This is a genomic window from Pseudoalteromonas sp. bablab_jr011, from assembly GCF_016464045.1.
GTDB classification, from domain to species: domain Bacteria; phylum Pseudomonadota; class Gammaproteobacteria; order Enterobacterales; family Alteromonadaceae; genus Pseudoalteromonas; species Pseudoalteromonas lipolytica.
The window spans coordinates 1-25,822 of the sequence record NZ_JACDWU010000085.1 but is presented as its reverse complement, the minus strand read 5'-3'; the positions used below and the strand labels follow the sequence as shown (position 1 = coordinate 25,822).

Genomic DNA, 25,822 nt, shown 5'->3' with positions numbered 1-25,822 from the left:
AACACCTGCAGGCTCTTGGCTCATAATTCACTGACGTTTGCCTTTTATGTGCACTGCTGATGGCTGCACAGAAGCGCACCCCTTGCCCGTTTCACTGTTTTGACTACACTGAAAAACACGCACATAATCCACTAGCATTTGCTTTGGATAACCACTCATGTCAACCCCTTTGTCATTGACATTGGCGGGCCAATTACCCCCAACTGCAAAGTTGAGTAATAAATGAAAACGCTGATCAAAAGGGGCAAAACCGCTATTTTCTACAAATGAGCCATCGGCTTGCTGTGATGTTGAATACCACTGGTCATGGCGAAACGTTGCATAGTGCACATTATCAACATACCAACGAATTTCATCTTGCTGCCATTCAAGCGCATAAACATGAAAATTATCAGCGGGGTTATCTGCATCACTAAAACGATAAGGCGTGCCACTGTAAACATTTTCAGGAGCAGGTCCACCGTAATGCAAGGTGCCATGCACGCGTGTTTCTAAGCTACCAGCTGGGGCTGTTTTATCATCAGTTTGAGTGTTTAAATTAACCGCTTCCATAATGTCAATTTCGCCTGATGACGCCCAGCGACCATAGTGCCAATCCGTAGGCAGCATCCAAATAGCAGGCCACGCCCCTTGCCCTACTGGCAATTTAGCGCGAACTTCAAAGCGTCCATAACGCCAATCACCTAAGTGCTTAGTACGAAGCCGTGCCGACGTAAAAGGCTGAGTAGCCACCAACGCTCTTTCAGCATCGCGAGTAACTCCATCTGCGTTATGTAAAGGCCCAGTGTATTGCTCTTTACGCGCAACAATATGCAACAAGCCAGATTCAACAAAGCTGTTTTCGCTTCGGGCGGTATAGCATTGCTGCTCATCATTACCACCACCACGGCAATTAACTTCGTGCTGCCACTTAGTTGGGTCAATGGTGTTTTGTTCAAACTCATCGTGCCAAACAAGCTGCCAGCCTTCACCTAGGCTGGCTTTAATGGGTTCTGCTGTTTGCTGACAGGCACTCAATGCGCCTGTTAGCAAAATAACAGCATAGGTTTTTACTGACATGAAATTGTTGAGTCCTGTGCGTGTGAACTGCTCACACTAAGTTTAGCAACAGATACATGCCACGCACCGTCAGTTGCAAGCTGCCATGGTGAGAATATTTGTCCAAGGTTAACGCCTTGCTCAACAAAACAGTTCAAATCAACCGTGAGTGTTTGCCACTCAGACGTGCGTGTTAGCTGTTTGCTAATATCAAATTGACCGTCACAATTTTCACCACACTGCATCCCTAACATCAATGGTGCATCTGCTGCTTGGTCTATCTTAATTTGCATTTCAAGCTGACCCGCTTTTTCAACATATGAACGCAAATCTGACGGGAACGCAGCCATTAAACGTACCGCTGCAGGCTCTTTACCATTAAAGGTAATCGCACGCGCGTCTTCTTGTACGTCTTTATCAAAGGTTTTTACGCTTACCGCATTGAGTGATGCACGGCTACTTGTCATTGTTTGTTGCTCATTACCACTTTGCAGTTGCAATGACCAAGGGGCTTTTACTGCGCGTTCAAATAACACTAAATCTTCTAATTTAGTGGCCACGTCAGATACCTCGTTTAGTTCATCAGTTAAGGTATTGGCATCTTGGTAGGTTAAGCCAAAGCCATACGGCAGCAGAGGTGCGTAGTTTTTATCGCCACGATTATAATTTTCTACCGGATTATTTGGCCAAGAGAACGATAATTTCCCTTTAAAATCATGATTAATTGAACCGTCAGCCTGTTTAAAGATAACATCGCTAATGGCATCACCTTCACTGCCTACAAGCCAAGTTGCTACAAACGCATCACTGGCATTAAGCTCAGCATTCACCCACATTGGGCGACCACTAATAAACAGAGATACCACTGGAATTCCGGCTTGTTTCAACTTTTTAAGTAAGGCTAAATCTGATTTATTACCACGCTGATATTCAAGGTTATCTAGGTCACCATTGCCTTCTGCATATGGTTGTTCACCAAACACCACAATGGCCACATCAGGTTTTGTTGTATATTCACCATTTAAATCGTATTGAACCTGTCCACCGGCTTGCTCAACCGTGTGTTTAATACCATCGTAAATTGATGATCCACCCGGAAAATCACTGTTTTCATTACCAGTGCCTTGCCACGTAATTGTCCAGCCACCCGACTGCATACCAATGTTGTCAGCACCCAGACCCGCGACAAGTACATTTGCTTTAGACGATAATGGCAACAGCTGTTGCTTATTCTTTAATAACACTAACGATTCACGCACCGCTTGCTTGGCAATTGCACGATGCTCTGCACTGCCAATGATGTCTGTTTTGCCTGAAAGCGGACGGTTTGCCGGGCTTGGTTTATCGAATAAACCAGCACGCATTTTAACGCGCAGAATACGCGTTACTGCATCATCAATTCGGCTTTGGGCAATGTCGCCACTGTTAACTTGTTTGATTAAATTTTCATACAATGGCTTCCACGCATCTGTTGGTACCATGTAAACATCAAGACCCGCATTCGCAGCTTGCGCACAATTTCCATTTGTACAACCCGGAATTTGACCGTGACCATTCCAGTCTCCAACAACGAAGCCATCAAAGCCCATTTTACCTTTTAACACATCGGTAAGTAGGTACTTACTGCCGTGAATTTTCTCTCCATGCCAGCTATTAAACGATGCCATCACCGTTTGTGCGCCGGCACCTAGTCCACCAACGTAGCCTTGGGCATGAATATCAAATAACTCTTGCTCAGATGCCGTGTTATTACCTTGATCGTCACCCCCTTCAGTCCCTCCATCACCTAAAAAGTGCTTAACGGTACTGATCACGCGCTTATCCGATAAAAAGTCTTCATCAACTGCGCCTTGTAACCCTTTTACAATTGCTGCTGAGTAAGCTTTAACGATTTCAGGGTCTTCAGAATAGCCTTCATATGTACGTCCCCAGCGATCATCACGAACCACGGCAACGGTCGGTGCAAACACCCAGTCGATACCCGTTACCATCACTTCTTGTGCGGTTGCCGCTGCAATTTTCTCAATTAAGGCGGGGTTGTTTGTCGCCCCTAAGCCAATGTTGTGTGGGAATAAGGTCGCCCCAATTACGTTATTGTGACCATGCACAGCATCGGTGCCCCACATAGTAGGGATTTTGCTGCCATCAAGTGAATCGTCAATTGATGCTTGATACATTTTTTCAGCTAAGTCTATCCAATCAGCGGCGCTGGCATGTTTATCATTATTAGGGAATGCGCCTCCACCATTTAGGTAAGAACCAAACCCGTATTTACGCATATCTTCAACCGTGATATCTCGAATTTCAGGTTGAATCATCTGCGCCACTTTTTGCTCAAGCGTCATGTCTGCCAAAAGAGCTGCTATTTGCGCTTCCATTTCTGGGTCTGCGTTAATGCCCGTTTCGATACGAGGCCAGATTTCATTCTCAGCGTTCATTTTTGCCACCTTATCTTGCCCTGTACAGCCAAGAATGCTGATGCTGGCAATCATTATCGAACACAGCGTTAATGGTTTTTTTATTGTCATAGTCTGCACCTTTAAGAATGACGGTTCTGAGACACTACTTTTGAGCCAGAAAGCGCAAAGTAAGTAATATATAAATAACAAGCGATTGGCAGTAGTAACGCGAGCTGTACACCGATTGAATCAGCCAGCATACCTTGCATAAGCGGTATAATGGCGCCGCCAACAATCGCTAAACATAAAATACCTGACCCCTTTGAGGTGTATTTACCCAGACCATGCAGTGCCAAGCTAAAAATGGTTGGGAACATAATTGAATTACATAACCCAACCAGTAAAATCGCCCACATTGCAAGGCTGCCCTCGCCGGTCATTGCAACAATAATCAATACAACAGCCAGTAATCCATGACACGCAAGCACTTTACCTGCATTGAACTTTTGCATTACCAGCGCGCCGATAAAGCGGCCGATCATGGCGCCAGCAAAATAGTAGCTAATGTAATGAGCGGCTTCTTTATCAGTTAAGCCTGCAATGTTATCAAGGGTTAAAAAGCCGACTAAAAAGCTACCAATGGCGACTTCAGCACCGACATAAACAAAAATACCCACAGCACCAAGAATCAAATGGCGATACTGCCAAACGCTGCCTAAATCAACAAAGTCTTCAAGGTCTTGATGCTCCGCTTCGTTATCAGCTTCTCTGCCTAACTTAGGTAATTTTAAGAATGCAAAAATGAGGGCAAGAACCAGCAAACTGGCAGATAACATTAAATAAGGAAACTTCACTTGTTCCGCAGTCGCATGACTCACTTCCGTTAAAATTAACCACCCACCAAAAATAGGTGCAACCGTGGTGCCTAGCGAGTTAAATGCCTGGGTCATTGTTAAACGTGAAGACGCGGTTTTTTGTGGTCCAAGTACACTGACATACGGATTAGCAGAGACTTGTAAAATAGTGATGCCTGATGCAAGCACAAACAAGGCAAGTAAAAACAACTCATACACATGTGCGACAGCCGCAGGGTAAAACAGTGCGCATCCAATTGCTGCTACAACCAGCCCTACAACAATACCAAACTGATAACCAATACGACTTACAAGCTTACCGGCGGGAATAGACATCACAAAGTACGCGCCAAAAAAGCAAAACTGAATCAGCATCGCTTGCGTGTAGTTAAGTGAAAACATGCCTTTTAGATACGGGATCAGAATGTCGTTTAAACACGTGATGAATCCCCACATAAAAAACAAAGTGGTTAATGATGCCAGTGCAAAAGTTTGCTTGGGCATCGCCACTTGACTTGATGTTGCCGCAACAGGCGTTGAAACATGAGCCATAATTTTATTCTCTAGTTATTTATATTTATCAGTTTGTTACAGCAAATATAGTGCTTTTTCATGGTTAAAGAAAAAACAAAAAAGTGTTGCAACATAAAATGTAAGCGCTTACATTTATAACATATAAATCATATTAAGCAATTTATTTGCAGAAAAACTGTAAGCGCTTACAACTGACTACTATGCTGTATGCCAGCCGCCTTACACAATCAATGCGAAGGAAGACTATCCACTGTGTTTAAAACTATTTCTCTTTTGCCCGACTCGTATTTACTCAAGCCCGAGTTTACCTTTGGTGTTGCTACTGCCTCATTTCAAATTGAAGGCGCACGGGATACACGCTTAGCGTGTATTTGGGACACTTTTTGCGAAAAACCTTCCGCCATTGCCGATAACAGTAACGGTGATATAGCGTGCGATCATGTTACACATTGGCGACACGATATTGAGATGATTGCTGATTTAGCCGTTGATGCCTATCGTTTATCTATTTCATGGCCTCGGGTAATCAACGAGGATGGCTCTGTAAACTCACAAGGCATGGCATTTTATACTGAGTTACTCAGCGCACTTAAAGCACGCAATATCAAAACATATGTCACCTTATACCACTGGGATTTACCCCAGCACCTTGAAAACAAAGGGGGCTGGCTGAATCGCGAAACAGCCTACAAGTTCCAAGACTATGCCGACAAAGTCAGTCGTCACTTAGGTGACTTGGTTGACTCTTTTGCCACGTTGAACGAACCGTTTTGTAGTGCGTATTTAGGCTACGAAATTGGTGTTCATGCTCCGGGCATAAAAAGCCAGCAAGCAGGTCGTCAAGCGGCTCATCATCTATTACTGGCTCATGGTTTGGCTATGCAAGTATTACGCAAAAACTGCCCTAATACCGAGGCAGGTATCGTATTAAACTTCAGTCCAACCTACCCACTGACAAAGAATGATTGCAACGCAGCAAAGCTTGCTGACCAATACCATAATCAGTGGTACATTAAAGCGGTTTTAGAGGGATGCTATCCCCCGCTTTTTGATGACTTAGCGGCGGATGTAAAACCCATTATCGAAGCCGATGATATGGCAATTATTAGTCAATCTGTCGACTTTATTGGCGTTAATTACTATACCCGCATACACTACAAAAACACGCCTGATGGCTGGTTTGAAGAAGCCCCGCTGACCGATGTGCGTGTCACAGATATGGGCTGGGAAGTATACCCAGAAGGCCTGACTGAGCTGCTTGTTTCATTACATCAGCACTATAATTTACCCAAAATGTATATCACCGAAAATGGTGCAGCTATGGCTGATAGTTTAGTAGATGGTGAAGTATACGATATTGAACGCGTTGATTATTATCACACTCATTTAAATGCTGTGTGTAATGCAATTCGCCAAGGCGTTAATATTCAAGGCTATTTTGCATGGAGCTTAATGGATAACTTTGAATGGGCGTATGGTTATGAAAAACGTTTTGGGTTAGTTTATATCGACTATCAAAGCCAACAACGCATTTTAAAAGAAAGTGCAAAGCAGTATCGCGCACTGTTAAAGCAGCGAAAAAAATAATAACAAACGAGAACACACATGCTGACAACAAAAGAAAAGATAGCTTATGGCTTAGGAGATACAGCGAGTAACATTATCTTTCAAACGGTGATGTTATTTTTAACTTTTTTCTATACCGATATTTTTGGTATCTCGCCAGCAGTTGTCGGCACCTTGTTCTTAGTGGTAAGAGTCGTTGATGCGATTACCGATCCACTTATGGGCGCATTAACCGACTCGACACGCACTAAATATGGCAGTTACCGGCCTTATTTGCTGTGGCTGGCTGTGCCATTTGGGGTGATTAGTATGATCACCTTCACAACCCCCGATTTACCCGAGTCGGGCAAGGTCATTTATGCCTTTATCACCTACACACTCCTTATGCTTGTGTATACCGCTATCAATATCCCTTACTCTGCTTTAGGGGGCGTATTAAGCCCAGACCCTAAGCAACGCGTATCTATACAGTCTTATCGCTTTGTATTCGGTATGTTAGGAGGATTGATTGTCAGTGCCTGTACTTTACCGCTGGTAAATTGGTTAGGTAAAGGTGATAACGCCCTAGGTTATCAGCTTACTATGGCACTGATGAGTGGCTTGGGTGTGGTGTTATTTTTAATCTGTTTTCGCTTTACCAAAGAGCGTGTTATAGCCGAGCATAACAGCTCTCTGAGCTGGAAAAGCCGCATGAGCACCTTATTGCAAAACGGCCCGTTTAAGGTACTTTGTTTTGCCGCCGTTATGCTTTTAACCAGTATGGTACTTCGCACCACCTTGGCAATTTATTACGTCAAGTATGTTCTTGGCGAAGCTGAACTGGTCACTTACTTTATTACAATAGGCATGATAGGTAATATTTTAGGCTGTGCCTGTGCGCAACCACTCAGTAAACGTGTCGATAAAAAAACGGCCTATATTCGCTTACAATACATCTCGGCCATCATTAGTTGCGTGGCATTTTGGTTACCGAGCGAACAGTTAGCACTTGCCTTTATTATTTACTTTTTATGGTGCTTTTTCACCCAAATGGCCACCCCGTTACTGTGGGCCAAAATGGCCGACACGATTGACTATGGTCAATGGAAAACCGGTGAGCGATTAACCGGCCTAGTGTATGCCAGTGTGGTGTTTTTCATTAAGCTTGGCCTTGCTTTGGGTGGGGCTATTGCTGGCTGGTTACTCGCATTTTACGGTTACGAAGCAAACACAACGCTGAGTAATCAAACACTGTCGGGAATTTTGATTTCATTTACGCTATACCCTGCAATTGGCAGCGTGCTTGTCGCCTTAATCATGAAAAGGTATATTCTCGATAATAAAACAGTTGAGCAGATCAGTGCTGACTTGTCACTGAAAAATCATCCATAATTTGGATTTTAAAAAGGAATAACATGGCCACCATTTACGAGGTGTCGAAACTAGCGGGTGTATCACTTGCGACTGTTTCAAGAGTAATGAATAACAACGCTAATGTTAGTGATGCCACTCGCAAAAAAGTCACCGCAGCGATGGATGAACTTGGTTATAGACCTAACTCAATCGCTCAATCATTAGCGTCGAATTGCTCAAACAGTGTTGGCCTTTTGGTATCTGAATTACATGGTCCCTTTTATGGACCGATGATGAGCGGTATAGAAAATACTTTTCGCAATCAAAAAAAGCACTTAATTATCGCCGCAGGCCACAGTAATGAAGAGCGTGAAAAACAAGGTATTGAATTCCTTATTAGTCGTAATTGTGACGGGCTTATTTTACATGTTGAAGCCGTAAGTGATGACTACCTTATAAAACTCAGTAAAAGCCAAGTGCCCTTTGTGCTAATCAATCGCTTTATTAGTGAATTAAGCGATCGGTGCATTATTTTAAACAATATTAAAGGTGGCTACCTTGCAACGAAACATGTGCTTGAACAAGGCCATAAACAGATTGCATATATTAGTGGTCCACTTTGGAAAAAAGACGCGCAAGACCGTCTTGAAGGCCATAAAAAAGCACTCGCAGAGTATGGGTTACCCTTTGATGAACAATTACTTTATCAAGGTGACTTTATGGAAGCCAGCGGGTTTACAGGCCTAAAAACGCTTTATCAACACGCTAAGCCGTTTAGTGCGGTTATTTGTGCCAATGACGAGATGGCAACCGGTGCTATGGCGAGCGCCAGAGAGCTCGGTCTCACACTCCCTGATCAACTTTCTATAATGGGTTACGATAATGTGTTTTTTACACGCCATGTTTACCCCCCTCTCAGTACCATAAACTACCCTATTAACGAAATGGGCAAAATGGCGGCAGATTGGGTGTTGAGCCACGTTTATCAAAAGCAAACGGCTCCTTTGCAAACCGTATTTGAACCTGAGCTGGTTGTAAGGCAGTCGATAACCACTAACCCTCAATAAGCTGGGTTAACAAGCCTAAGTTAATCGGCTTTAACAGCACTTGATCAATATCTAACTGTTCAATTTTTTCTGGTTCTGGCTCGGCCCCACTGACAATAACTAACGTTAAGTTGGGGTAAAGCTGTTTAACTTCGCGTGCTAAATCAAGTCCTTCACCATCAGGCAGGTGCATATCAAGTAACACTTTATCGAAGTGTTGGTCCGTGTGTAAGGTTTGTAGGCACGCCTTATAACTGGCTGCAATCACCGTTTCGACACCCAAGCTTTCTAACAATAGCTGCGTAATTTGCGCGGCATCACTATCATCTTCCACCAGCAAGTAGCGCGTACTTTGTTGTGTTATGGCGGGGCAATCATCACGTGCCACGACGGGGTCGGTTTTTCCTTGGCAAATATAATGGTTAAGCACATGGTAAAGTAGACCTGAATCAAGGGGTTTCGCTATCATGTCATTAAAGCCAAGCGCGGTAAGTTCGCTTTTTACGCCTTTCATTGTGGCGGCCGTTAACGCAATAATAGGACCTTGGTAACCCATTTTTCTGAGCTCTATGGTTGCTTCTTTGCCGCCCATAACAGGCATGTGCAAATCGATAAAAACAATATCAAACGTCTTACCATTTTTTTCAGCAGCGGCCACTTTTTCAATCGCTTGTTTGCCGTTTTCAGCGTATTCAACATCAGCCCCTGTGCTGGCGATCATATGGCCCACTAAAATACGCAAATCTTTTAAATCATCTACAACTAACACACGGCCATGGGTGGTCAAGGTCGTTAACTTTTGTTGGTAATCTGGATTCGAATCAAAGCGAAGTCGTTGGCGTTCAACATCGCGAATATTGCCAGGGTAAATCGACAAGGTGAACTCAGACCCGACTCCCTGAGTTGACTCCAAACTGATTGACCCCTGCATACGCGTTAACAGCTCAGAACAAATAGCAAGGCCTAGGCCTGCTCCGCCCACATCGCGTGATTCAACATCGGCAATTTGTTCAAACGGTTTAAAGATAATAGCTTGCTTTTCTGGTGCAATACCCAGCCCTGTATCTTTAATACTAAAAAACAGCATTTCGCGCTCATTAACCCACGCAGTCCATGCGCGCACGACAATTTCACCGTGGTTCGTAAACTTAATCGCGTTATTAATAATATTAATTAAAATCTGTCGTAAGCGCGTGGCGTCTGAATTAATGATCAAAGGCAGGGCTTGCTGCGATTCAAATCGCAATGATAACCCCTTATCAATCGCAGATACCCGCATCAGCGTGTACACATCAGCCATCAAGCTATCAAGGTTTACATCACTGCAGTTCAACTCAAGTTTATCTGCAGCAATTTTAGACAAATCAAGTACATCGTTTAACAAACTCAAAAGATGCTTACCGTTTCTGTAAATCACCCCGAGCTCATTCTGCGCATGCTGGTTTTTTTCACTTTGCATTAATAGCTCAGTGTAGCCAAGAATTGACGACAAAGGGGTGCGTAACTCATGACTTAAGTGCGCTAAAAAACGGTCTTTCGAGCGGTTTTCAGCTTCGGCTTTTAAACGCTCAACACGTTCATCTTCGACTTCTCGTCGCGCTAGTGCGTAACGTATCGCGCGCGCAAAACGCCCTGAGCTCATTTCGCTTTTGACTAAGTAGTCAACAGCTCCCGCATCGAGCGCGGCGGAATCAAGCATTTCGTCAGACTGCCCCGTAAGCATGATTATCGGGCCGCGAAAACCATTCGCAACAGCCCGTTTTAGCACTTCTAATCCGTCCGATGCCCCTAAGCGATAATCTAACAAACAAATATCATGTTTGTTCTCACTCAGTACACCAATCGCCTGCTCAGGGCAGCTTAACCATTCAACATCAAATGTATGGGAACCCAGTTGCTCTAAGTAATCACAGGTCAGAATATAATCATCTTCATCGTCTTCTACTAACAGTAATCGGGTTACCTTATCTAACATTGCTTATCCTTTAATCATTATTTGATGGCGGTAGTTCAACAAACTCGACCCAGTATTTTCCTAAGGTTTTCATGAGCTCGACTAATCCATCAAAAGTAACCGGTTTGGTGATATAAGAGGCTGCACCTAAGTCGTAGCCTTTGATCATATCTTCCTCTTGCTTTGATGTAGTAAGAATAACAACCGGAATCCCTTTTAAATTAGGGTTAGACTTAATCGCTTGTAACGCTTCACGTCCATCCATGCGAGGCATATTTAAATCAAGCAATATTAGCCCTGGACGCGGCGAGTTTTCTTTCTCACTGAACTTGCCTTTTCGTTCAAGGTATTCAAGTAGCTCAACACCATCTTCAACAAAAAACAGCTCATTGAGTACGCGACTTTCAGCTAAAGCGTCTTGGGTTAATAAACGATCGTCTTCATCGTCATCTGCCATTAAAATGGTTATGGGTTTTACTTTATTAAGTGGCATCTAAGCCTCTCCTTGCAATGTGAAAAGTGATGTTTCCACAGGTAGTTTAATAGTGAAGCTTGCACCCTCACCCACTTGACTGGTTGCTGTAATTTCACCACCGTGGCGTTCTACGATTCGTCGGCATACAGACAAGCCAATTCCAGTGCCTTTGTATTGCGAACGACCATGAAGGCGCTGAAATGGAACAAATATTTTTTCTAAGTACTCTTCAGAGAAGCCAATACCGTTATCTGAAATAGTAATAATTTCCCACGCAACATCGCTGTTGTGTGCAGGGCTAAACTCTTCAGTCCGTTGATAGGAAATGGTAATGATAGGTGGCACATTTTCACGTCTAAATTTAACGGCATTAGAAAGAATATTTAAAAACAGTTGCAGCATCTGACTCGGATCAGCTTGAATATGCGGTAACGTATCTAAGTTTACCGTTGCCTCTGACTCTTTAATGGCAATCTCAAGGTCATCTAACACTTCATGAACGACCTCGTTAAGGTCTGTATCAATAAAGTCTTTGCCACGGGTTGTAACTCGCGAAAACTCTAATAAGTCATTAATCAAATTAGACATGCGCTGCGCCGCATTTTTCATACGATTAATATAATCGAGGCCTTTTTCACCCAAATCGTCTTTGAACATACTTTCGAGCCGATCACTAAACGCCTGAATTTTCCTCAGAGGCTCTTGTAAATCATGGCTGGCGACAAACGCAAACTCTTCTAGCTCTCGGTTCGAGCGACTTAATTCGTCTGAATAAATGGTTAACTCTTGGGTACGTTCTGACACTTTAGCGGCCAATGTTTCATTTTGCACTTCTAAATCTGCACGGTATTTTGCTGCATTAAGTGAGTTGATCCGCGTCAAAATAAACATGCCAATGATCAATAGCGTACTGGTCACCGCAGTGATCACAAAAGTCAGTTTTGCGTCGTTTTTGATTTGCGATAATTTAGCAAACTGTTCGACTTTAAAATTAAGTTCGCGCATATGAATTTCATCAACAGCAGCGCGAATGTCTTTGTAAAGTTCGCGCCCTTTATCTGTTAAAAGCAAACGCCGAGCTTTCACGTTTTTATCGGCCAAAGCAAGATCCGTAATTTGGCTCATTATTGCGATTTTGTCATTCACTAAAAAAATAAACCGCGCAATACGCTCAGCCTGACCGGGTATCTCTGAATGTAAACTTTTAACCAGCATAATTTGCGCTTGCATAGACGCAATCGCATCATTGTATGGCAGCAAATAATCTTCACGGTCTGTCAGTAAATAACCTCGTTGACCCGACTCAGCTTGCACCACCGATAAATGTAATCGTTCAATGGCAGTATTTAGCGAATTGGTGTTATCAAGACTATTTTGTGTCTCTGTCAGTGAGCGAATCGTGTTTACTGCCAAAATGGCATTGGCTATCACAATACACAGAACAATCGCTATAAAGCCTGCCCAATTTAATGTGATTTTTCCCTTTTGTTTATGCATTTTCTTCCCAATGGCTTATTCGTTAATCGCTGGTATGCGTGTCACTAATTTGCTGAAGTTGCTCACTACATTGCTGGCAATTGGCGATAATCTTATCAAGCGCGGCCAATGCTTTTTCTTTAGGCATATCGTTTTCTAATACGAGCTTAACTAACTCTGCATTCATTGAAATACGGTTAAGTGGTGCGCGAGCATCGTGTACCAACTGACGTAAAGACTCGTGATTATTCATTTTTTATCCTTTTTTTATTTGTATTCTCCGATGCCGCCATAAGCATTTAAACGGTTATAGAGTGTTTTAGTACTGATCCCCAGCATTTGTGCTGCGATGGTTTTATTACCTTGTACTTTATCCAAGGTTGCGTGGATCAGCTCTTTTTCGACTTCTTCTATGGTTTGTCCAGCCATAACCTGGCTGGTCTGTGTTTCTTTATTGACGCGAGAAAATGGTGATTCGAGCGATTCAGGTAAAGTAATAGCACTGCCTTTAGGGTCGCTCATTATAAAAGCACGGTGAATAGCATGGCGAAGCTCTCGCACATTACCGGGCCAATCATGACTTTCAAGTTCTTTTAGCTGACTTGCTTGCCATTTAAAGTCTGTGCCATTTTCTTCGTTTAGTTGCTCTAAAAATGCGTTCGCAAGTAGCGGGATATCTTCTTTACGCTCACGTAGCGCAGGAATATCAATCGGAAAAACAGCTAAGCGAAAATAGATATCTTCACGGATCACGTTGTTCTGCGCAAGGTCATCCAACGTTCTGTTGGTTGCTGAAATAACACGGCAGTTCACCGCTTGCTCTTTTGTCCCCCCGACACGGGTCACTCGTTTATTTTCGAGGACACGCAATAAATTTGGTTGCATATCAATGGGCATTTCGGTGACTTCGTCTAAAAATAACGTACCACCAGCAGCTTGCTCAAACACCCCTTCTTTGCGTGCAACAGCCCCTGTGAAAGCGCCTTTTTCGTGGCCAAATAATTCGCTGCCAATCAACTCTTTAGAAAATGCACCGCAGTTTGTGGCAACAAGTGGGCCATCGCAGGCTGTCGCATTGTGAATCGCTTGTGCGACGACTTCTTTACCGGCACCACTTTCCCCCATGAGCATGACATTGGCAGAGGTTGCTGCGACACGTTCAATCATGGTGTAAAGCTTATGCATAACATCAGATTCACCAATGAGCGTGCCAAAATGACGTTTAATACTCGGTGCTGACTTTTTCTTTGTATTTGCTTTTTTAGGGTTGAGAACCCTTTCGATGTCTTCGCGCTGAAGGGGTTTAACTAAGTGCCCTACATTCGCCTCACACATTTCTGCTAATTTCCCCTTCACCGAAGGGTGGCCAGAAATGAGTGTCACTCGCGGGGATTGACCAATTTTTTTAAGGTGTTCAAGTAGGTGCAGACCACTGCCATCTGGTAACATAAAATCTAAAAAGACGTGGTCGAATGTATTGTTTTCGAACCATTGCTCTGCTTCTGCAAGGTTTGCAGCTGTATTTATATTATGCCCGAGGAATTCTACAATGTGACACACGACATCACTAAACTCACTGTCATCATCAACTAAAAGCACATTTAACATATTCTTTCCCTAAGCCTTTTTTTACCATTCTACGCACAGTTTTTCCGAAAATAAAACAACGAGCGTTAGGTAGCTAAGTTGTTATTAATTACAACTATATTATCGCATTAAGTTTCAATTTGGGGTAATTATAATGAATTAAATATTCATAACACGTTATCATAACTCACCAAATATTAAGCTAAGCTGTACTTTAGCGAAGTTGCTACGTTGTAATTAAATGAAATTATTAAGAAAAGTTATTCATCCAAGCCTAAGTAATGATTATGGTTCGGTATTTATTCGCAACACCGCGCGTGCAATCGTGCTAAAAGGTGAACACATACTGCTTTTATACACCGCACGTTATGATGACTATAGTCTACCGGGTGGTGGAGTCGATAACGGTGAAAGTATTGAACAAGGCCTGTACAGAGAGCTTTCAGAAGAAACCGGTGCACAACAGATAAACATAACGCACCCACTAGGCTTATACGAAGAAATTAGGCCGTGGTATAAAGATGATTTTGATTGTGTGCATATTAAATCTTACTGCTACTTTTGCGAGATCAACGGTGAGCTAGCCGCGCCCAAAATGGAGCACTACGAAGTACAAAATGGCATGCAACCAAAGTGGATTAATATTTATGACGCCATCGCTCATAACGAGACAACCTTGGCTATGAGCGAAAAACAAGGTTTATCTATTCAACGAGAAACCTACTTACTCAAGCTGATTGCTAACACGCTTTGAGGGTTTTTCGATGGAAAAGCACGGTATGCTTATAATGCCGTGCTAATACCTTACTGATACTCATACAGCTTTAGGCGGCGCATAATAGCGCCATATTCCGACTAAATTACTCAATAAAAATACCGTTTCCATCACCACTGCGACTGGCGAAAACAAGAGCGCGTTATGTGTTATCCAACATAGCGTACCTACCACCATCATCAGCCGTAATGATAAGTCTTTACTTTGGAACGAAGCATAAGTCTGAATTAAGGTTGCGGCGAGGGCTATAACACTCACCCAGTTATACCAAGTCAGGCTTACAGCAGTGATACTCAGCAACATGAAAATAACCATCATCCTGGTTTTACGGGCAAAAATACAATATACGTAGCGCACTGCGGCTATGAGCATTAAGCTTGCGGCACTTAAGTTATCAAGTAGAAAAAAGTGCACAGAAGTGAGCAACACAGAACTAAACAAACAGGCTAAAATAAACTGCCTTTGCTTAAATTGAAATGACGCTAAATCGAGTAATGTGGCAATAGCGACCAAGCATTGCGATAAAATAAACATACCAACTCCTGAAAAATCAGCAGTGTAATGTTCCTTAAAATCGCGCACATTAACTTAAGTTAAGACGCCCTCGAATTCGCGATAATGAAATAGCTGAAATACCTAAATACATTGCGACCTCATTTAAACTCAATTGTGCGAGCCAATGCGGTTTGTTATCCAGCAAATATTTATACCTTTGCTCTGGCGTATTCAGTAATAAAAAGGCTTCTTTTGCCTCTTTAAATAATAGCTGTTGAGTGATTAATTTATGCTTCATTGCTTGCCAATCTGGGTTATCAAATAAAGTCAGTGGCACCTTGATAAGCTCAGCGTCCCGCATTACTTTAAGTTGGTAAAACGCATTAGTTTCGGTTAGCCAGTTGCCATAAAGCAGTGCAAACTCATCCTGAAAGTAAAACTCTTTGCACTTTTGAGCGCCCTGCTCTGATACATGTAATGCGCCAAGTACTCCAGATACAATTAAATACCCCGCTTGTTGTTGCTCACCTTGCTGTAGCAGCACATGCTCTTTAGCGTATCGCTTGAGTGCAATCATGCCCGCAAGCTTATTACGAAACTCATTAGCAAGGTGATGGTAACTATCACCCAAGGGCAGTAACTGAGTATCCGTCAAGATTGCCACCCTTGCATTAATAGCGCGGTTATTTGTTTGGCGTTAATGCCTTCTCTGGCTTTGAAACACTCACCACACCACAGCGGTGAAAAACCACTGCTTCCTTGTGCTTCTGCTCTCGAGCGCAGTGCTGTTAAGGCTATCGAGGCATAAGGAAAAGCAGGCGCTTGCGTTGGCATTGCGCCAAGCTCTTGCATAATTCTGTTTCGTATCCCGCGCGCAGGACGACCCGAGAAAAGAGTGGTGAGCTCAGTATTATTTGCCGCTGTCGTTTTTAATGCTTCACGGTGTAATGCGCTTGTCGTTGCTTCTTCACATAACAAGTAGGCACTGCCAACTTGTACTGCCGCCACGTTGAGCTCTTTAAACATTTTTACCTGTTCTGGCGTACTAATGCCCCCAGCCGCAATTATCGGTATATCCAAACATAAACAATCATGAACGAGCTGTTCTGTGCTGGGCTGTGACGATAAATCCATCGATAGAAAGCATCCTCGATGTCCACCCGCTTCTTTGCCCTGTGCAATGATTGCATCAACACCACGCTCTTTTAACCAACGAGCTTCGTCTAAAGTCGTTGCTGATGACAAAACCTTGCCACCCCATGCTTTGATTTGCGCGATAATTTCTTGATTAGGTAAGCCAAAATGAAAACTAACCACGGGAGGTTTATAAGTCGCAATTGTATCAATTACCTGCTGATCAACAGGCTGTCGTGAGGCTTTGCGACTGAATTGCGATGCATCTATTTCAAACTCAGCAAAATATGGGCTTAATAGTTCATGCCACTGCTGTTGCTCAGCTTCGCTGTACGGGCTGACTTGATGACAAAAGAAGTTTAAATTATATGGCTTATTAGTATGGTGTGTTAAATAGTCCAACTCGTTAATCAGTTGCTCTTTCGAGAGCATGGCACAAGGTAACGACCCCAAACCTCCCGCTTCACACACAGCAACCGCCAGTTGTGCATTTTGCACCCCTGCCATGGGCGCTTGGATAATCGCAAGCTCTGTATTAAACAATGTATTACTCATAGCCTATCCTTGTAAGTTTTGCAGCCTCTTGCAGTTTTTACATATTTCCACACACACAGAAACCAGATAAAAACAAATAAAAGCCAATAAAAACAAAAATCTAAAAAACATTTGAAAAGCTGGTGTTAGCTTTGCACAAGGTCATGTACATTTTGTAAGGAGATAATGATGACTGATACAGTAACTACAATCAATCCAACAAACGAGCAAACTTTAAATACCTACACTCTCTTGTCTTTACAAGAAGCTAAGGCTGAAATAGATAAATGCCATAAAACCTTTTTATCATGGCGCGAGACATCTTTATTAGAGCGAGCTAAATACCTTAATCAACTTGCAAAATTGATTGACGATAATAAACATGAATTAGCACAGTTAATGACTGACGAAATGGGCAAGCTTTATCAACAAGGCTTACAAGAAACGGAACTTTGTGCTGCTATATGTCGCTACACAGCCGACCAAGGCCCTGAGGTCCTCGCCGAAGAAAAACGCGATATGCAAGGTGGCCGCGCCATCATTAGCTACCAACCTATCGGTGTTATCTTAGGTATTCAACCTTGGAACTTCCCTCTTTATCAGGTTATTCGTTATGCCTGTGCTAATGTTATGGCTGGTAACACGACCGTGCTAAAACACGCCGGTAACGTATTTGGAATGGCTGAAAAAATTGAGCAGTTATTTAATGAAGCTGGTTTTCCAACCCATTGCTTTAAAAACTTATTAATCGACGGTAAAACAGCCAGCGAATTAATTGAGCATACCGCTATTCGCGGGGTCACATTTACTGGCAGTGACAGCACGGGTAAAAAAGTGGCAGAGCGTGCCGGTAAGCATGTCAAGAAAACCGTGCTTGAGCTTGGCAGTAATGATGCTTACGTTGTCCTTGATGATGCCGACCTTAATACCGCCATTGAGGCATGTACCCAAGGTCGTCTTATCAATAATGGCCAAACATGTGTCGCGGCGAAACGCTTTGTGGTGGTTGACGCAGTATATAATGACTTTAAAGCACGTATTAAAGAACAGTTTGAGCAAGTAAAACTGGGTGACCCTAATGATGAAAACACAGGGCTTGGGCCAATGGCACGTGAAGATTTACGCGCACAGCTTCACCAACAAGTAAGTGACTCTATTGATGCTGGAGCGAAGGCGATTGTCGGTGGCAGCATGCCAACAGGCACTGGTTTTTACTACCCAGCGACCTTACTTGAAAATGTAAAACCAGGAATGCCAGCCTACGATGATGAGCTATTTGGCCCCGTGGCCTCTCTGATCCGCGCCAAAGATAATGACGACGCGATGCGTATAGCCAACGACTCGCGTTATGGATTAGGAGGAGGTATTTTTTCTAGCAACGAGAAACAGGCTGTTGAACTGGCTAGGCTGCATTTTGATACAGGAATGGTAAATATAAATGGCTATGGACTCGCTCAGCCAAACTTGCCGTTTGGTGGAGTGAAAGACAGCGGCTATGGCCGAGAGCATGGTGGTTTTGGCTTACGCGAATTTGTAAATATTAAAACCATTATGATCAACCAATAATACTCACTGAAAGGGCTCATTGAGCCCTTTCTCATTCATCAAAGGTCGGAACTTGCTGCTTAGATGCCATAGGCATTTTTAACTCTTTAATCGCTTTATCTTTATCAATATCCTCATGTTGTTTTTGATTTGAAGCAGCGGGGTCATAAGTCAATTCGGTTAATAGTGCAAAATGATCAGAGCCATACTTAGCAAGGCGTTCAATTCGTTTTACACTGAATTCATCACTGTGGAATAAATGATCAAGCGGCCAACGCATAAAAAAGTAACCCGCATGAAATGTATTAAAAAAGCCGCGTCCTTTACGCGGGTCTAACAACTTAGAAACTCGCATAAACAAACGCGTGCTCCGTGACCAAGCAACATCATTCAGATCGCCTGCAACGATGCAAGGGCGCGTTCTATTTTTAAGGGCTTTGGCCAGAATAATAAGCTCGGTATCACGAGGACGCGAGGTGTCTTTTTCGGTGGGACTTGGAGGAGCTGGGTGAATAAAGTGCGCCTCAACTTCTGTATTATTGGCATCTTCAAATACGATATGAATCGAAGGAATATCCGCTTCGATTAATTCACATACCTGTTGGTGTTTAATTTCAAACTTACTGTATAAATGCATACCGTAACGATTATCTTTAGGGCAATAGATACGATATGGGTAATCTGCTTCTAGACAACTGAGCTGCTGTTGCCACGTTTCATTAGATTCAAGCGTGATGAGTAAATCTGGTTGGTGGTTTTTTACCAGTTTAATAAGTTTGCCGTAGTGCGTATTCGACATCAGCACATTCGCAGACATTATGCGAATACTGTGAGCATCATCTTTACTACTTGAGACAACTTCTTTCTTAGCGAACCATGTGTAGGGGTAAATCCAGTTCGCTTGCAGTAGCAAAACCACAAAGCTTATAACAATACAACCGAGTAAATAATAGCTGTTGGAGAGGTAAAATAACACGCTTGCTCCCAGCAAACATGCTCCTGCAAGATACGCTACTTGCAGCCGCACAAAATCACAACTTCGAATTAAATAATGCTGGGAGTACGAAAATGGCAATAGTGAGACAATAAGCAAAAGTACAGACAGTACACTCAATGCATGGCTCATATAACTCATTGGCACAATTTATCGGCTCAGAATCGAGACTATTTCGCGGGTATCTTCTACCAAACGAACAATGGTGCCATCAACCTGAATTGAAATTAATCCGTCGTTATTACGCGATTTAATCACCTTACCTCGACGATAAATATCGCGGTCAAGTATGTCACCTTTTCGGTATTTCTTTTGCCAACCAGGCGGAAGATCTCCACCGTTTTCAAGTTTTTTCTCTAGACCAGGCGGTAAGCTTTTTCCTTTGTCTTTGTCCTTATCTTTGTCCTTTGCTAAAGCGCCTGTCGCAACAATACTAAGCCCTAAAACAGCCACTGTTAAAAATGTTTTCATACGAACTTTCCTTTTTATGTATTCTACTAAGCGTAGCAACTATTTCTGAACTGGGAATGAAAGAGTATAAAAAATCCGCAAAGCGGCTTTAAACAGGATTAACGATGACGCGACACGATGGATAAAATTTCTCGTGTGTCATGTACTAAGTGTATTAAGCGATCATCAATTTCAATGGCAATAATGCCATTTCTATCGCGACGCTTTATTACTCGGCCGTGGCGATAAATATCTCTGTCGAGAATATCACCATGATGATACCGTTTGTACCAACCTGGCGGTAATCCACCGCCATAACCTACTTTTTTGTATAAACCGGGTGGTAAATCACGGTAGCTATAGCGGTCATACCTATCGTGATGACAATCACGGTCATGGCGATGATGCTTATGATGCTTTTTATGTTTATGGTGCTTTTTACGTTCGTGTTTGTACTCGTATCTGTCATGGTCACGATCATGTTTAGCACTCGCTTCTATAGGCACCAAACTCAAACCTAGCACGGCTAACGAGATAGTAATTATTTTATTCATAATAGAGACCCTCTGCATTTGCTCTTGTTGAAAAGCCTATCAAGCAAGCCTGAATCATAGATGAAGGGTTACAATTAAAAATAACAAGATCATAAATAACAATACGTTATAAAAACAATCTTTACATTTCTTTAATCTTCTTTGGCACTTTTCATGACTTTCTTTGTCTGAATGAAAGCTTCAATTAGGAACAATGACTGTGATTAAAAAACCAAAATTACACCCATTGTTTTCGAACACGTTATAAAAAAGGATCGTTTATGAATTCATTAAAGTGGTGTTTGATCATTGTGATATTTACGCTAACTGGCTGCAGTACCATGTTGAGTCAACACGGTAATCAACAAACTCAATCTAGCTCATTGGTTGACTATTTATACCCAGATCAACAACAACGAGCAGCCGAACAAATCAGTGTGCCCACTCTAAACTTACCCGCCACAGTGGGTATTGCCTTTATTCCTAACAAATACAACAACGGCCTCCATCATAGTGACGAAATAGCACTACTCAACAAAGTAAAAAAACAATTTATGCAGTATGACTATATTGACCGTATCGAAGTCATCCCAAGTACCTACTTAAAGGGAGGCGAGGGGTTTACTACTTTAGAGCAGGTATCACGTTTATACGATGTGGACATTATGGCGCTGGTGTCGTATGACCAAGTGTCACAAAGTTTAGAAAATAATGCAGCCTTCTTATACCTCACCATTGTTGGTCTCTATGTCATTCCGGGTAATGAAAACACGGTGCAAACATTCGTCGATACCGCGGTATTTGATATTAAAAGCCGAAAAATGTTGTTCCGTGCGCCAGGTATCCATAAAGCAGAGAAACGAAGTACAGCAATTGGTATCGATGAGGTCGCGAAACAGCAATCGCTAGCAAGTTTTAATGCTGCTGTTGACGACATGATAGGAAATCTAGATACCGAATTAGGTCAATTTAAAATTCGCGTTAAAGACGAGAAAATTGCCAATGTCAGCCATAAAAAGGGGCACAGTGGCAGTAGCCTATTTTGGCTTATCGCTTTACTTTTGGGGGCTGTGTGTCTGCGACGAAAAGCAATTCATTAATCGCGAAAGCTTTTACACACCGTTAAAAGCAGTTACCCTTTGATTCTCGTTGTCGTTGTTTAATCAAAGGGTTTTCATGAAGTTGTCATTAATCTCAGCGCTTATTGGCTCTCTTTCAATTAGCTGCCATACATTTGCCGCAACAAATGAACTTGAGCATATCACCACCACCGCCTCTCGTACCGAAGTGCTTGCTGATCCACTTCCTGTGGTTGTAAGCAGTATTTCTAAACAACAATTATCACTCATTGCGCCCACGCATATTCAACAAGCCCTTAAACAGGTTGCAGGTGCAAACTTACAACATGGTAATGGACAAGAGTACTTACCCGCCCTTCGCTCGCCAGTGCTATCGGGCGCTGGGGCCTGCGGTGGGATACTCACAGCAGAAGATGGTATTCCCCTGCGTGCCGCTGGTTTTTGTAATATCAACGAATTATTTGAAGCGCACACAGAAATGGCTGAGCGCATTGAGGTATTAAAAGGCCCAGGCTCAGCTCTTTATGGTTCCAATGCAGTCCATGGGGTTATTAACGTTATTACGCCCGATACAACCTATGATCACACCACACTTGGTTTAGACTACGGTTCTTTTGGCTATAGCCGCTATAAATTGGGGCAAGGTCACGACTTTGGCAAACAAGGCCTTGGTATTAATGTGAGTATCACTCGCGACACAGGCTACCGTGATGATGAAGGGGTTGACCAAGAAAAAGTGACCATGCGCCATCGTTATGATGCTGACAATTTCACGCTCAATAGCGGCCTTACTTATACGCATTTAGATCAACAAACCGCAGGCTATATTGAAGGCTTTGAAAGCTACAAAGATGAAGACATTGCACAGTCAAATCCAAACCCCGATGCCTTTAGAAAAGCACAATCGATGCGTGTGTGGTCCAAGTTAAATTGGACAAAAGACGACAACAATAGTTTCACGCTAACCCCTTACCTGCGCGACCAAAGCATGACCTTTTTTAAACACTTTTTACCCGGCACGCCTTTGGAAGAAAACGCGCAACAAGGCGTAGGTATACAATCAATGTGGCAGCACCAATTTGCAAACGCAAGTACGCTTACCGTGGGCTTTGATGGTGAGCTTACCGATGCCGATTTTTTACAATACCAAGATAAGCCAACAGAGGGTTCTGCTTTTTTGGTCGCAACAGTCCCTCAGGGTAAACATTATGACTATCAGGTTACGAGTCGCTTACTGGCACCATTTATAAACCTAGACTGGCAATATGATGAACTATTAGTCACTGTAGGGGGCCGATACGAAGACATGCGTTATGATTACACGAACCATATGCTCGCAGGTCGCACGAAAGAAGATGGCACCCCGTGCGGAATGGGTGGCTGTCGCTATTCTCGCCCAGAAAGCGGTATTAATAGCTTTGCTAATTTCTCACCTAAACTTGGCATAAGCTACCAATTTACCAATAATCACTTTATTTATGCCAATGCGTCTGAAGGCTTTCGAGCGCCGCAAGCGGCTGAGCTTTATCAGCTTCAGCGTGAACAAAGCGTTGCTGAGTTAAAATCAGAAATTGCAAAAAATCTGGAATTTGGCTTCAAAGGTCAGCAAGCACAACTCCATTACGTGATAAGTGCTTATGCTATGAATAAAGAAAATACGATTTTCCGCGACAGTGACTTTTTCTATGTCAATGACGGGCAAACCCAGCATCGCGGCATTGAGCTTGAACTCGCCTACGCCATTACGCCCACTATCTCAATGCAATTAGCTGCAACGCACGCTAAGCATACCTACAGCTATGACCAACTATTAGGTGAGGTTAATATCAATGGCAATGAGGTCGATACCGCCCCGCGTAATATCGCTAACTTACAATTACTTTGGCAGGCTAATGATATGACTCGGGTAGCGCTTGAGCTCTACAACACCAGCGGCTATTTTACCGACCCTGAAAATCTTCATCGTTACGAAGGCCACTCGCTGGTTAATTTAACAGCAGCTTGGCAGCTTACCCCTACGTTTGCTGTCACTCTGCGCGTAAACAACTTAACCGATGAGCACTATGCTGAACGAGCAGACTACACGAGCTTTAACGGCGATCGCTATTTTCCAGGAAGACCCCGTAACGCAATGTTATCAGCACGTTATCAGTTTTAAGTGACCGCATTATTTGGTCAGCTATCTCATAGTTCACCCACGCTGTTTAGTATTTAGGTATGATAGTTTTATCTCTTACTTAAGTGTCTAAACAGCGTGCCATCTTCTCAAAACGCAATTCGCACCCTTTTATTAGTGCTTGGCATTTTTCTTATTGCAGCCAGCTTACGCGCGCCCATCACAGGCATTGCGCCAGTACTAGAACAGATTATTGAGCAATTTAAGCTCACAGCATCGCAAGCCGGTATGTTGACCACTTTACCCCTGATAGCCTTTGCCATTGCCTCCCCCATAGCAGCAAGCTTGGCTAAAAAATATGGTCTGGAACTGTCGTTGTTTATCGCTCTGCTCCTGATTGGCGTGGGTGTTTTGTCTCGCCTGATTGATTCTGCAAGTGTTTTATTTATTGGCACCGCCGTGATTGGCGTTGGTATTGCGATTGGTAATGTATTATTGCCAAGTCTTATTAAGCGTGATTTTTCGCATAAAGTGGCGGTAATGACGTCAAGCTACGTACTTGCAATGGGCATATTTGGCGGGAGTTATTCAGCACTGATCACTCCCCTTGCAGAATACAAAGAAATAGGCTGGCAAGTGGCTTTAGCCAGTTATTCATTACTGGTGTTACTGGCCATTGTTGTTTGGCTCCCTCAGTTAAAACAGCATACGATGCCTGGCAAAGCACAGGTATCGCACACCACTCAGGCGAAAGTTTGGCATTCACCTTTAGCATGGCAAATAACACTATTACTCGGTTTTAACTCATTTTTTACTTACATTATGCTTGGTTGGCTGCCGAGTATTTTGATTGAGTTTGGTCATACAGCTGAACACGCTGGAGCCTTGCAAGGTGCGTTTCAAGTTGCCTCAGCATTACCCGGTATCGTGCTTATTCCCTTATTAGCAAAACTAAATGATCAGCGAATACTCACTTTTAGCTTGGCCTTATTAGGTGCGCTATGTTCATTTGGATTATTGTACGCGCCAAGCTTCGCTATGCTTTGGTCTGTCACCTTAGGATTTTGCTCAGGTGCTTGTTTTATTTTAGGTTTATCGTTTGTGAGTTTACGTACTCATAATGCGCAGCAAGCTGCTGCTTTATCAGGTATGGCGCAATGTATCGGCTATTTACTGGCCGCAACAGGGCCAATCTTGGCCGGTACATTACATAGCTTTTTTAATAATTGGGCTGGCGCGCTATGGCTATGTATTGTATCAAGCCTGTTATGCGCGCTATTTGGTTACTTGAGTGGCCGAAACGTGACTATCAACAATGACGTAACTATCAACAATAAATAGTACAGCCCCTTATTGACTGGCTGCTGTGATTTCAAATGTGCTCATATCCGCTAAGTTATCAAGCCATGGTTTATGAGAACGATACCAAATATGTGTGTTTGGGATAAGCTCAGCGGCTTGCTCAACAGCCCCTAAACGTAAGCCATAAATGCGCTCGCCTTCACCGACTGAGGTCGCGTACAAAGCAGTACCACAATTAGCACAAAACCCCTGTGCTCTTTGATTACCGCTTTCAGCGATTTTTATATATTCTTTTGGTGTAGCACCCGTGAATGTAACAGCATCGGGCATTGACATAACAACGGTACGAAATGGTGCCCCTGAAATTATTTGACAGTCGGTACAATGACAGTTAAATACTTTACTTTCATCAACTTGTGCTTGGTAAGTTACCTCACCACAGTGACAACGACCCGTGATTTGCATGTAAAAGATCCACCTTCTAAAGAAGGTGGCTTTGCATTAGCCCCCTAGAAGGGGGCGTTGTTTACTGAAGTGTTAACTGCGCCTGCTCTTGCACCTCTTCCTTTTCTTGGTGCCTGACATACCGCCTTATTATTTCTTC

General features: G+C 43.0%; 23 protein-coding genes and 1 pseudogene. 8 read left to right on the top strand and 16 right to left on the bottom strand.

Going from position 1 to position 25,822, the window contains the following annotated elements; all coding sequences use genetic code 11:
- Window positions 1–27 precede the first annotated feature (27 nt).
- From JIG41_RS02855 to JIG41_RS02845, 3 genes are read right to left on the bottom strand one after another with little or no spacing between them, the layout of a single operon-like run.
- Window positions 28–1,059, bottom strand: coding sequence for a family 16 glycosylhydrolase (locus tag JIG41_RS02855; protein ID WP_199524227.1), 1,032 nt, complete (start codon window positions 1,057–1,059; stop codon window positions 28–30).
- The gene (locus JIG41_RS02850) at window positions 1,050–3,566 is read right to left on the bottom strand and encodes an exo 1,3/1,4-beta-D-glucan glucohydrolase (RefSeq protein WP_199524226.1); all 2,517 of its coding nucleotides are present in this window, start codon (window positions 3,564–3,566) and stop codon (window positions 1,050–1,052) included. The genes JIG41_RS02855 and JIG41_RS02850 overlap by 10 nt, the downstream gene beginning before the upstream one ends.
- A gap of 11 nt (window positions 3,567–3,577) precedes the next feature.
- Complete coding sequence (locus JIG41_RS02845; protein ID WP_074988914.1) at window positions 3,578–4,843, bottom strand: sugar MFS transporter; 1,266 nt, start codon at window positions 4,841–4,843, stop codon at window positions 3,578–3,580.
- A gap of 234 nt (window positions 4,844–5,077) precedes the next feature.
- On the opposite strand from JIG41_RS02845, the gene JIG41_RS02840 reads away from it, so the two are divergent.
- From JIG41_RS02840 to JIG41_RS02830, 3 genes are read left to right on the top strand one after another with little or no spacing between them, the layout of a single operon-like run.
- The gene (locus tag JIG41_RS02840) at window positions 5,078–6,412 is read left to right on the top strand and encodes a GH1 family beta-glucosidase (protein WP_083633665.1); all 1,335 of its coding nucleotides are present in this window, start codon (window positions 5,078–5,080) and stop codon (window positions 6,410–6,412) included.
- Window positions 6,413–6,430: 18 nt separating this feature from the next.
- Window positions 6,431–7,762, top strand: a complete 1,332-nt coding sequence (locus JIG41_RS02835) for a glycoside-pentoside-hexuronide (GPH):cation symporter (RefSeq protein ID WP_036966243.1) — start codon at window positions 6,431–6,433, stop codon at window positions 7,760–7,762.
- A gap of 23 nt (window positions 7,763–7,785) precedes the next feature.
- Complete coding sequence (locus JIG41_RS02830; RefSeq protein ID WP_036966238.1) at window positions 7,786–8,790, top strand: LacI family DNA-binding transcriptional regulator; 1,005 nt, start codon at window positions 7,786–7,788, stop codon at window positions 8,788–8,790.
- Here JIG41_RS02830 and JIG41_RS02825 read toward each other — a convergent pair.
- The 5 genes from JIG41_RS02825 to JIG41_RS02805 are packed head-to-tail and all read right to left on the bottom strand — an operon-like array spanning window position 8,777 to window position 14,282.
- Window positions 8,777–10,744 (bottom strand): response regulator, encoded by a 1,968-nt coding sequence (locus JIG41_RS02825; RefSeq protein WP_065979714.1) that lies wholly within the window; start codon window positions 10,742–10,744, stop codon window positions 8,777–8,779. The two genes, JIG41_RS02830 and JIG41_RS02825, sit on opposite strands and share 14 nt — an antisense overlap.
- 10 nt (window positions 10,745–10,754) lie before the next feature.
- Window positions 10,755–11,216 carry a response regulator gene (locus JIG41_RS02820; RefSeq protein ID WP_036966232.1) on the bottom strand — a complete coding sequence of 154 codons (462 nt, stop codon included), beginning with the start codon at window positions 11,214–11,216 and terminating at the stop codon, window positions 10,755–10,757.
- Window positions 11,217–12,695 (bottom strand): ATP-binding protein, encoded by a 1,479-nt coding sequence (locus JIG41_RS02815; protein ID WP_036966226.1) that lies wholly within the window; start codon window positions 12,693–12,695, stop codon window positions 11,217–11,219.
- A gap of 22 nt (window positions 12,696–12,717) precedes the next feature.
- Window positions 12,718–12,927 carry a histidine kinase gene (locus JIG41_RS02810; protein ID WP_036966223.1) on the bottom strand — a complete coding sequence of 70 codons (210 nt, stop codon included), beginning with the start codon at window positions 12,925–12,927 and terminating at the stop codon, window positions 12,718–12,720.
- A 14-nt stretch (window positions 12,928–12,941) separates the two neighbouring features.
- Window positions 12,942–14,282 carry a sigma-54 dependent transcriptional regulator gene (locus JIG41_RS02805; RefSeq protein ID WP_036966220.1) on the bottom strand — a complete coding sequence of 447 codons (1,341 nt, stop codon included), beginning with the start codon at window positions 14,280–14,282 and terminating at the stop codon, window positions 12,942–12,944.
- Between the two features lie 220 nt (window positions 14,283–14,502).
- Here JIG41_RS02805 and JIG41_RS02800 point away from each other — a divergent pair, with 220 nt between their 5' ends.
- Window positions 14,503–15,015 (top strand): NUDIX hydrolase, encoded by a 513-nt coding sequence (locus JIG41_RS02800; RefSeq protein WP_036966217.1) that lies wholly within the window; start codon window positions 14,503–14,505, stop codon window positions 15,013–15,015.
- A gap of 60 nt (window positions 15,016–15,075) precedes the next feature.
- Here the strand turns inward: JIG41_RS02800 and JIG41_RS02795 are convergent, their stop codons facing one another.
- The 3 genes from JIG41_RS02795 to JIG41_RS02785 are packed head-to-tail and all read right to left on the bottom strand — an operon-like array spanning window position 15,076 to window position 17,220.
- Entirely contained in the window at window positions 15,076–15,570 is a 495-nt protein-coding gene (locus JIG41_RS02795; protein WP_118844595.1) for a YgjV family protein, read from the bottom strand.
- A 49-nt stretch (window positions 15,571–15,619) separates the two neighbouring features.
- Complete coding sequence (locus JIG41_RS02790; RefSeq protein ID WP_231387281.1) at window positions 15,620–16,195, bottom strand: Crp/Fnr family transcriptional regulator; 576 nt, start codon at window positions 16,193–16,195, stop codon at window positions 15,620–15,622.
- Window positions 16,183–17,220: a nitronate monooxygenase family protein gene (locus JIG41_RS02785; protein WP_118844597.1), complete on the bottom strand. Its 1,038-nt coding sequence runs from the start codon at window positions 17,218–17,220 to the stop codon at window positions 16,183–16,185. The genes JIG41_RS02790 and JIG41_RS02785 overlap by 13 nt, the downstream gene beginning before the upstream one ends.
- A gap of 168 nt (window positions 17,221–17,388) precedes the next feature.
- On the opposite strand from JIG41_RS02785, the gene JIG41_RS02780 reads away from it, so the two are divergent.
- Complete coding sequence (locus JIG41_RS02780; RefSeq protein ID WP_118844598.1) at window positions 17,389–18,765, top strand: NAD-dependent succinate-semialdehyde dehydrogenase; 1,377 nt, start codon at window positions 17,389–17,391, stop codon at window positions 18,763–18,765.
- 31 nt (window positions 18,766–18,796) lie between these two features.
- On the opposite strand, the gene JIG41_RS02775 is transcribed toward JIG41_RS02780, so the two are convergent.
- From JIG41_RS02775 to JIG41_RS02765, 3 genes are all read right to left on the bottom strand, one after another.
- Window positions 18,797–19,870 carry an endonuclease/exonuclease/phosphatase family protein gene (locus JIG41_RS02775; RefSeq protein WP_199524225.1) on the bottom strand — a complete coding sequence of 358 codons (1,074 nt, stop codon included), beginning with the start codon at window positions 19,868–19,870 and terminating at the stop codon, window positions 18,797–18,799.
- Window positions 19,871–19,888: 18 nt separating this feature from the next.
- Entirely contained in the window at window positions 19,889–20,209 is a 321-nt protein-coding gene (locus JIG41_RS02770) for a hypothetical protein (protein ID WP_036966198.1), read from the bottom strand.
- Between the two features lie 98 nt (window positions 20,210–20,307).
- On the bottom strand, window positions 20,308–20,742 hold the full coding sequence (locus JIG41_RS02765; RefSeq protein ID WP_036966195.1) for a hypothetical protein: 435 nt from the start codon (window positions 20,740–20,742) through the stop codon (window positions 20,308–20,310).
- 260 nt (window positions 20,743–21,002) lie between these two features.
- On the opposite strand from JIG41_RS02765, the gene rhlP reads away from it, so the two are divergent.
- The 3 genes from rhlP (at window position 21,003) to JIG41_RS02750 (ending at window position 25,257) form a co-directional block, all read left to right on the top strand.
- Window positions 21,003–21,821, top strand: coding sequence for a rhombotarget lipoprotein (gene rhlP, locus JIG41_RS02760; RefSeq protein ID WP_118844599.1), 819 nt, complete (start codon window positions 21,003–21,005; stop codon window positions 21,819–21,821).
- A 76-nt stretch (window positions 21,822–21,897) separates the two neighbouring features.
- Complete coding sequence (locus JIG41_RS02755; protein ID WP_199524224.1) at window positions 21,898–23,958, top strand: TonB-dependent receptor; 2,061 nt, start codon at window positions 21,898–21,900, stop codon at window positions 23,956–23,958.
- A 96-nt stretch (window positions 23,959–24,054) separates the two neighbouring features.
- Window positions 24,055–25,257 (top strand): MFS transporter, encoded by a 1,203-nt coding sequence (locus tag JIG41_RS02750; protein WP_199524223.1) that lies wholly within the window; start codon window positions 24,055–24,057, stop codon window positions 25,255–25,257.
- 9 nt (window positions 25,258–25,266) lie between these two features.
- On the opposite strand, the gene JIG41_RS02745 is transcribed toward JIG41_RS02750, so the two are convergent.
- Together JIG41_RS02745 and JIG41_RS02740 are read right to left on the bottom strand one after the other, a co-directional pair.
- On the bottom strand, window positions 25,267–25,683 hold the full coding sequence (locus tag JIG41_RS02745) for a GFA family protein (RefSeq protein WP_065979704.1): 417 nt from the start codon (window positions 25,681–25,683) through the stop codon (window positions 25,267–25,269).
- A gap of 61 nt (window positions 25,684–25,744) precedes the next feature.
- Window positions 25,745–25,822: pseudogene (locus JIG41_RS02740) on the bottom strand (IS200/IS605 family transposase); the annotation flags it as partial.

Coding starts and splice junctions, on each gene's coding strand:
- JIG41_RS02795 (WP_118844595.1), bottom strand. CDS start 15,570: ATGTTTATTTTATCGCAATGCTTGGTCGCTATTGCCACATTACTCGAT.
- JIG41_RS02785 (WP_118844597.1), bottom strand. CDS start 17,220: ATGAGTAATACATTGTTTAATACAGAGCTTGCGATTATCCAAGCGCCC.
- JIG41_RS02855 (WP_199524227.1), bottom strand. CDS start 1,059: ATGTCAGTAAAAACCTATGCTGTTATTTTGCTAACAGGCGCATTGAGT.
- JIG41_RS02845 (WP_074988914.1), bottom strand. CDS start 4,843: ATGGCTCATGTTTCAACGCCTGTTGCGGCAACATCAAGTCAAGTGGCG.
- JIG41_RS02830 (WP_036966238.1), top strand. CDS start 7,786: ATGGCCACCATTTACGAGGTGTCGAAACTAGCGGGTGTATCACTTGCG.
- JIG41_RS02820 (WP_036966232.1), bottom strand. CDS start 11,216: ATGCCACTTAATAAAGTAAAACCCATAACCATTTTAATGGCAGATGAC.
- JIG41_RS02850 (WP_199524226.1), bottom strand. CDS start 3,566: ATGACAATAAAAAAACCATTAACGCTGTGTTCGATAATGATTGCCAGC.
- JIG41_RS02775 (WP_199524225.1), bottom strand. CDS start 19,870: ATGAGCCATGCATTGAGTGTACTGTCTGTACTTTTGCTTATTGTCTCA.
- rhlP (WP_118844599.1), top strand. CDS start 21,003: ATGAATTCATTAAAGTGGTGTTTGATCATTGTGATATTTACGCTAACT.
- JIG41_RS02825 (WP_065979714.1), bottom strand. CDS start 10,744: ATGTTAGATAAGGTAACCCGATTACTGTTAGTAGAAGACGATGAAGAT.
- JIG41_RS02800 (WP_036966217.1), top strand. CDS start 14,503: ATGAAATTATTAAGAAAAGTTATTCATCCAAGCCTAAGTAATGATTAT.
- JIG41_RS02755 (WP_199524224.1), top strand. CDS start 21,898: ATGAAGTTGTCATTAATCTCAGCGCTTATTGGCTCTCTTTCAATTAGC.
- JIG41_RS02770 (WP_036966198.1), bottom strand. CDS start 20,209: ATGAAAACATTTTTAACAGTGGCTGTTTTAGGGCTTAGTATTGTTGCG.
- JIG41_RS02815 (WP_036966226.1), bottom strand. CDS start 12,695: ATGCATAAACAAAAGGGAAAAATCACATTAAATTGGGCAGGCTTTATA.
- JIG41_RS02745 (WP_065979704.1), bottom strand. CDS start 25,683: ATGCAAATCACGGGTCGTTGTCACTGTGGTGAGGTAACTTACCAAGCA.
- JIG41_RS02805 (WP_036966220.1), bottom strand. CDS start 14,282: ATGTTAAATGTGCTTTTAGTTGATGATGACAGTGAGTTTAGTGATGTC.
- JIG41_RS02835 (WP_036966243.1), top strand. CDS start 6,431: ATGCTGACAACAAAAGAAAAGATAGCTTATGGCTTAGGAGATACAGCG.
- JIG41_RS02780 (WP_118844598.1), top strand. CDS start 17,389: ATGACTGATACAGTAACTACAATCAATCCAACAAACGAGCAAACTTTA.
- JIG41_RS02810 (WP_036966223.1), bottom strand. CDS start 12,927: ATGAATAATCACGAGTCTTTACGTCAGTTGGTACACGATGCTCGCGCA.
- JIG41_RS02765 (WP_036966195.1), bottom strand. CDS start 20,742: ATGAATAAAATAATTACTATCTCGTTAGCCGTGCTAGGTTTGAGTTTG.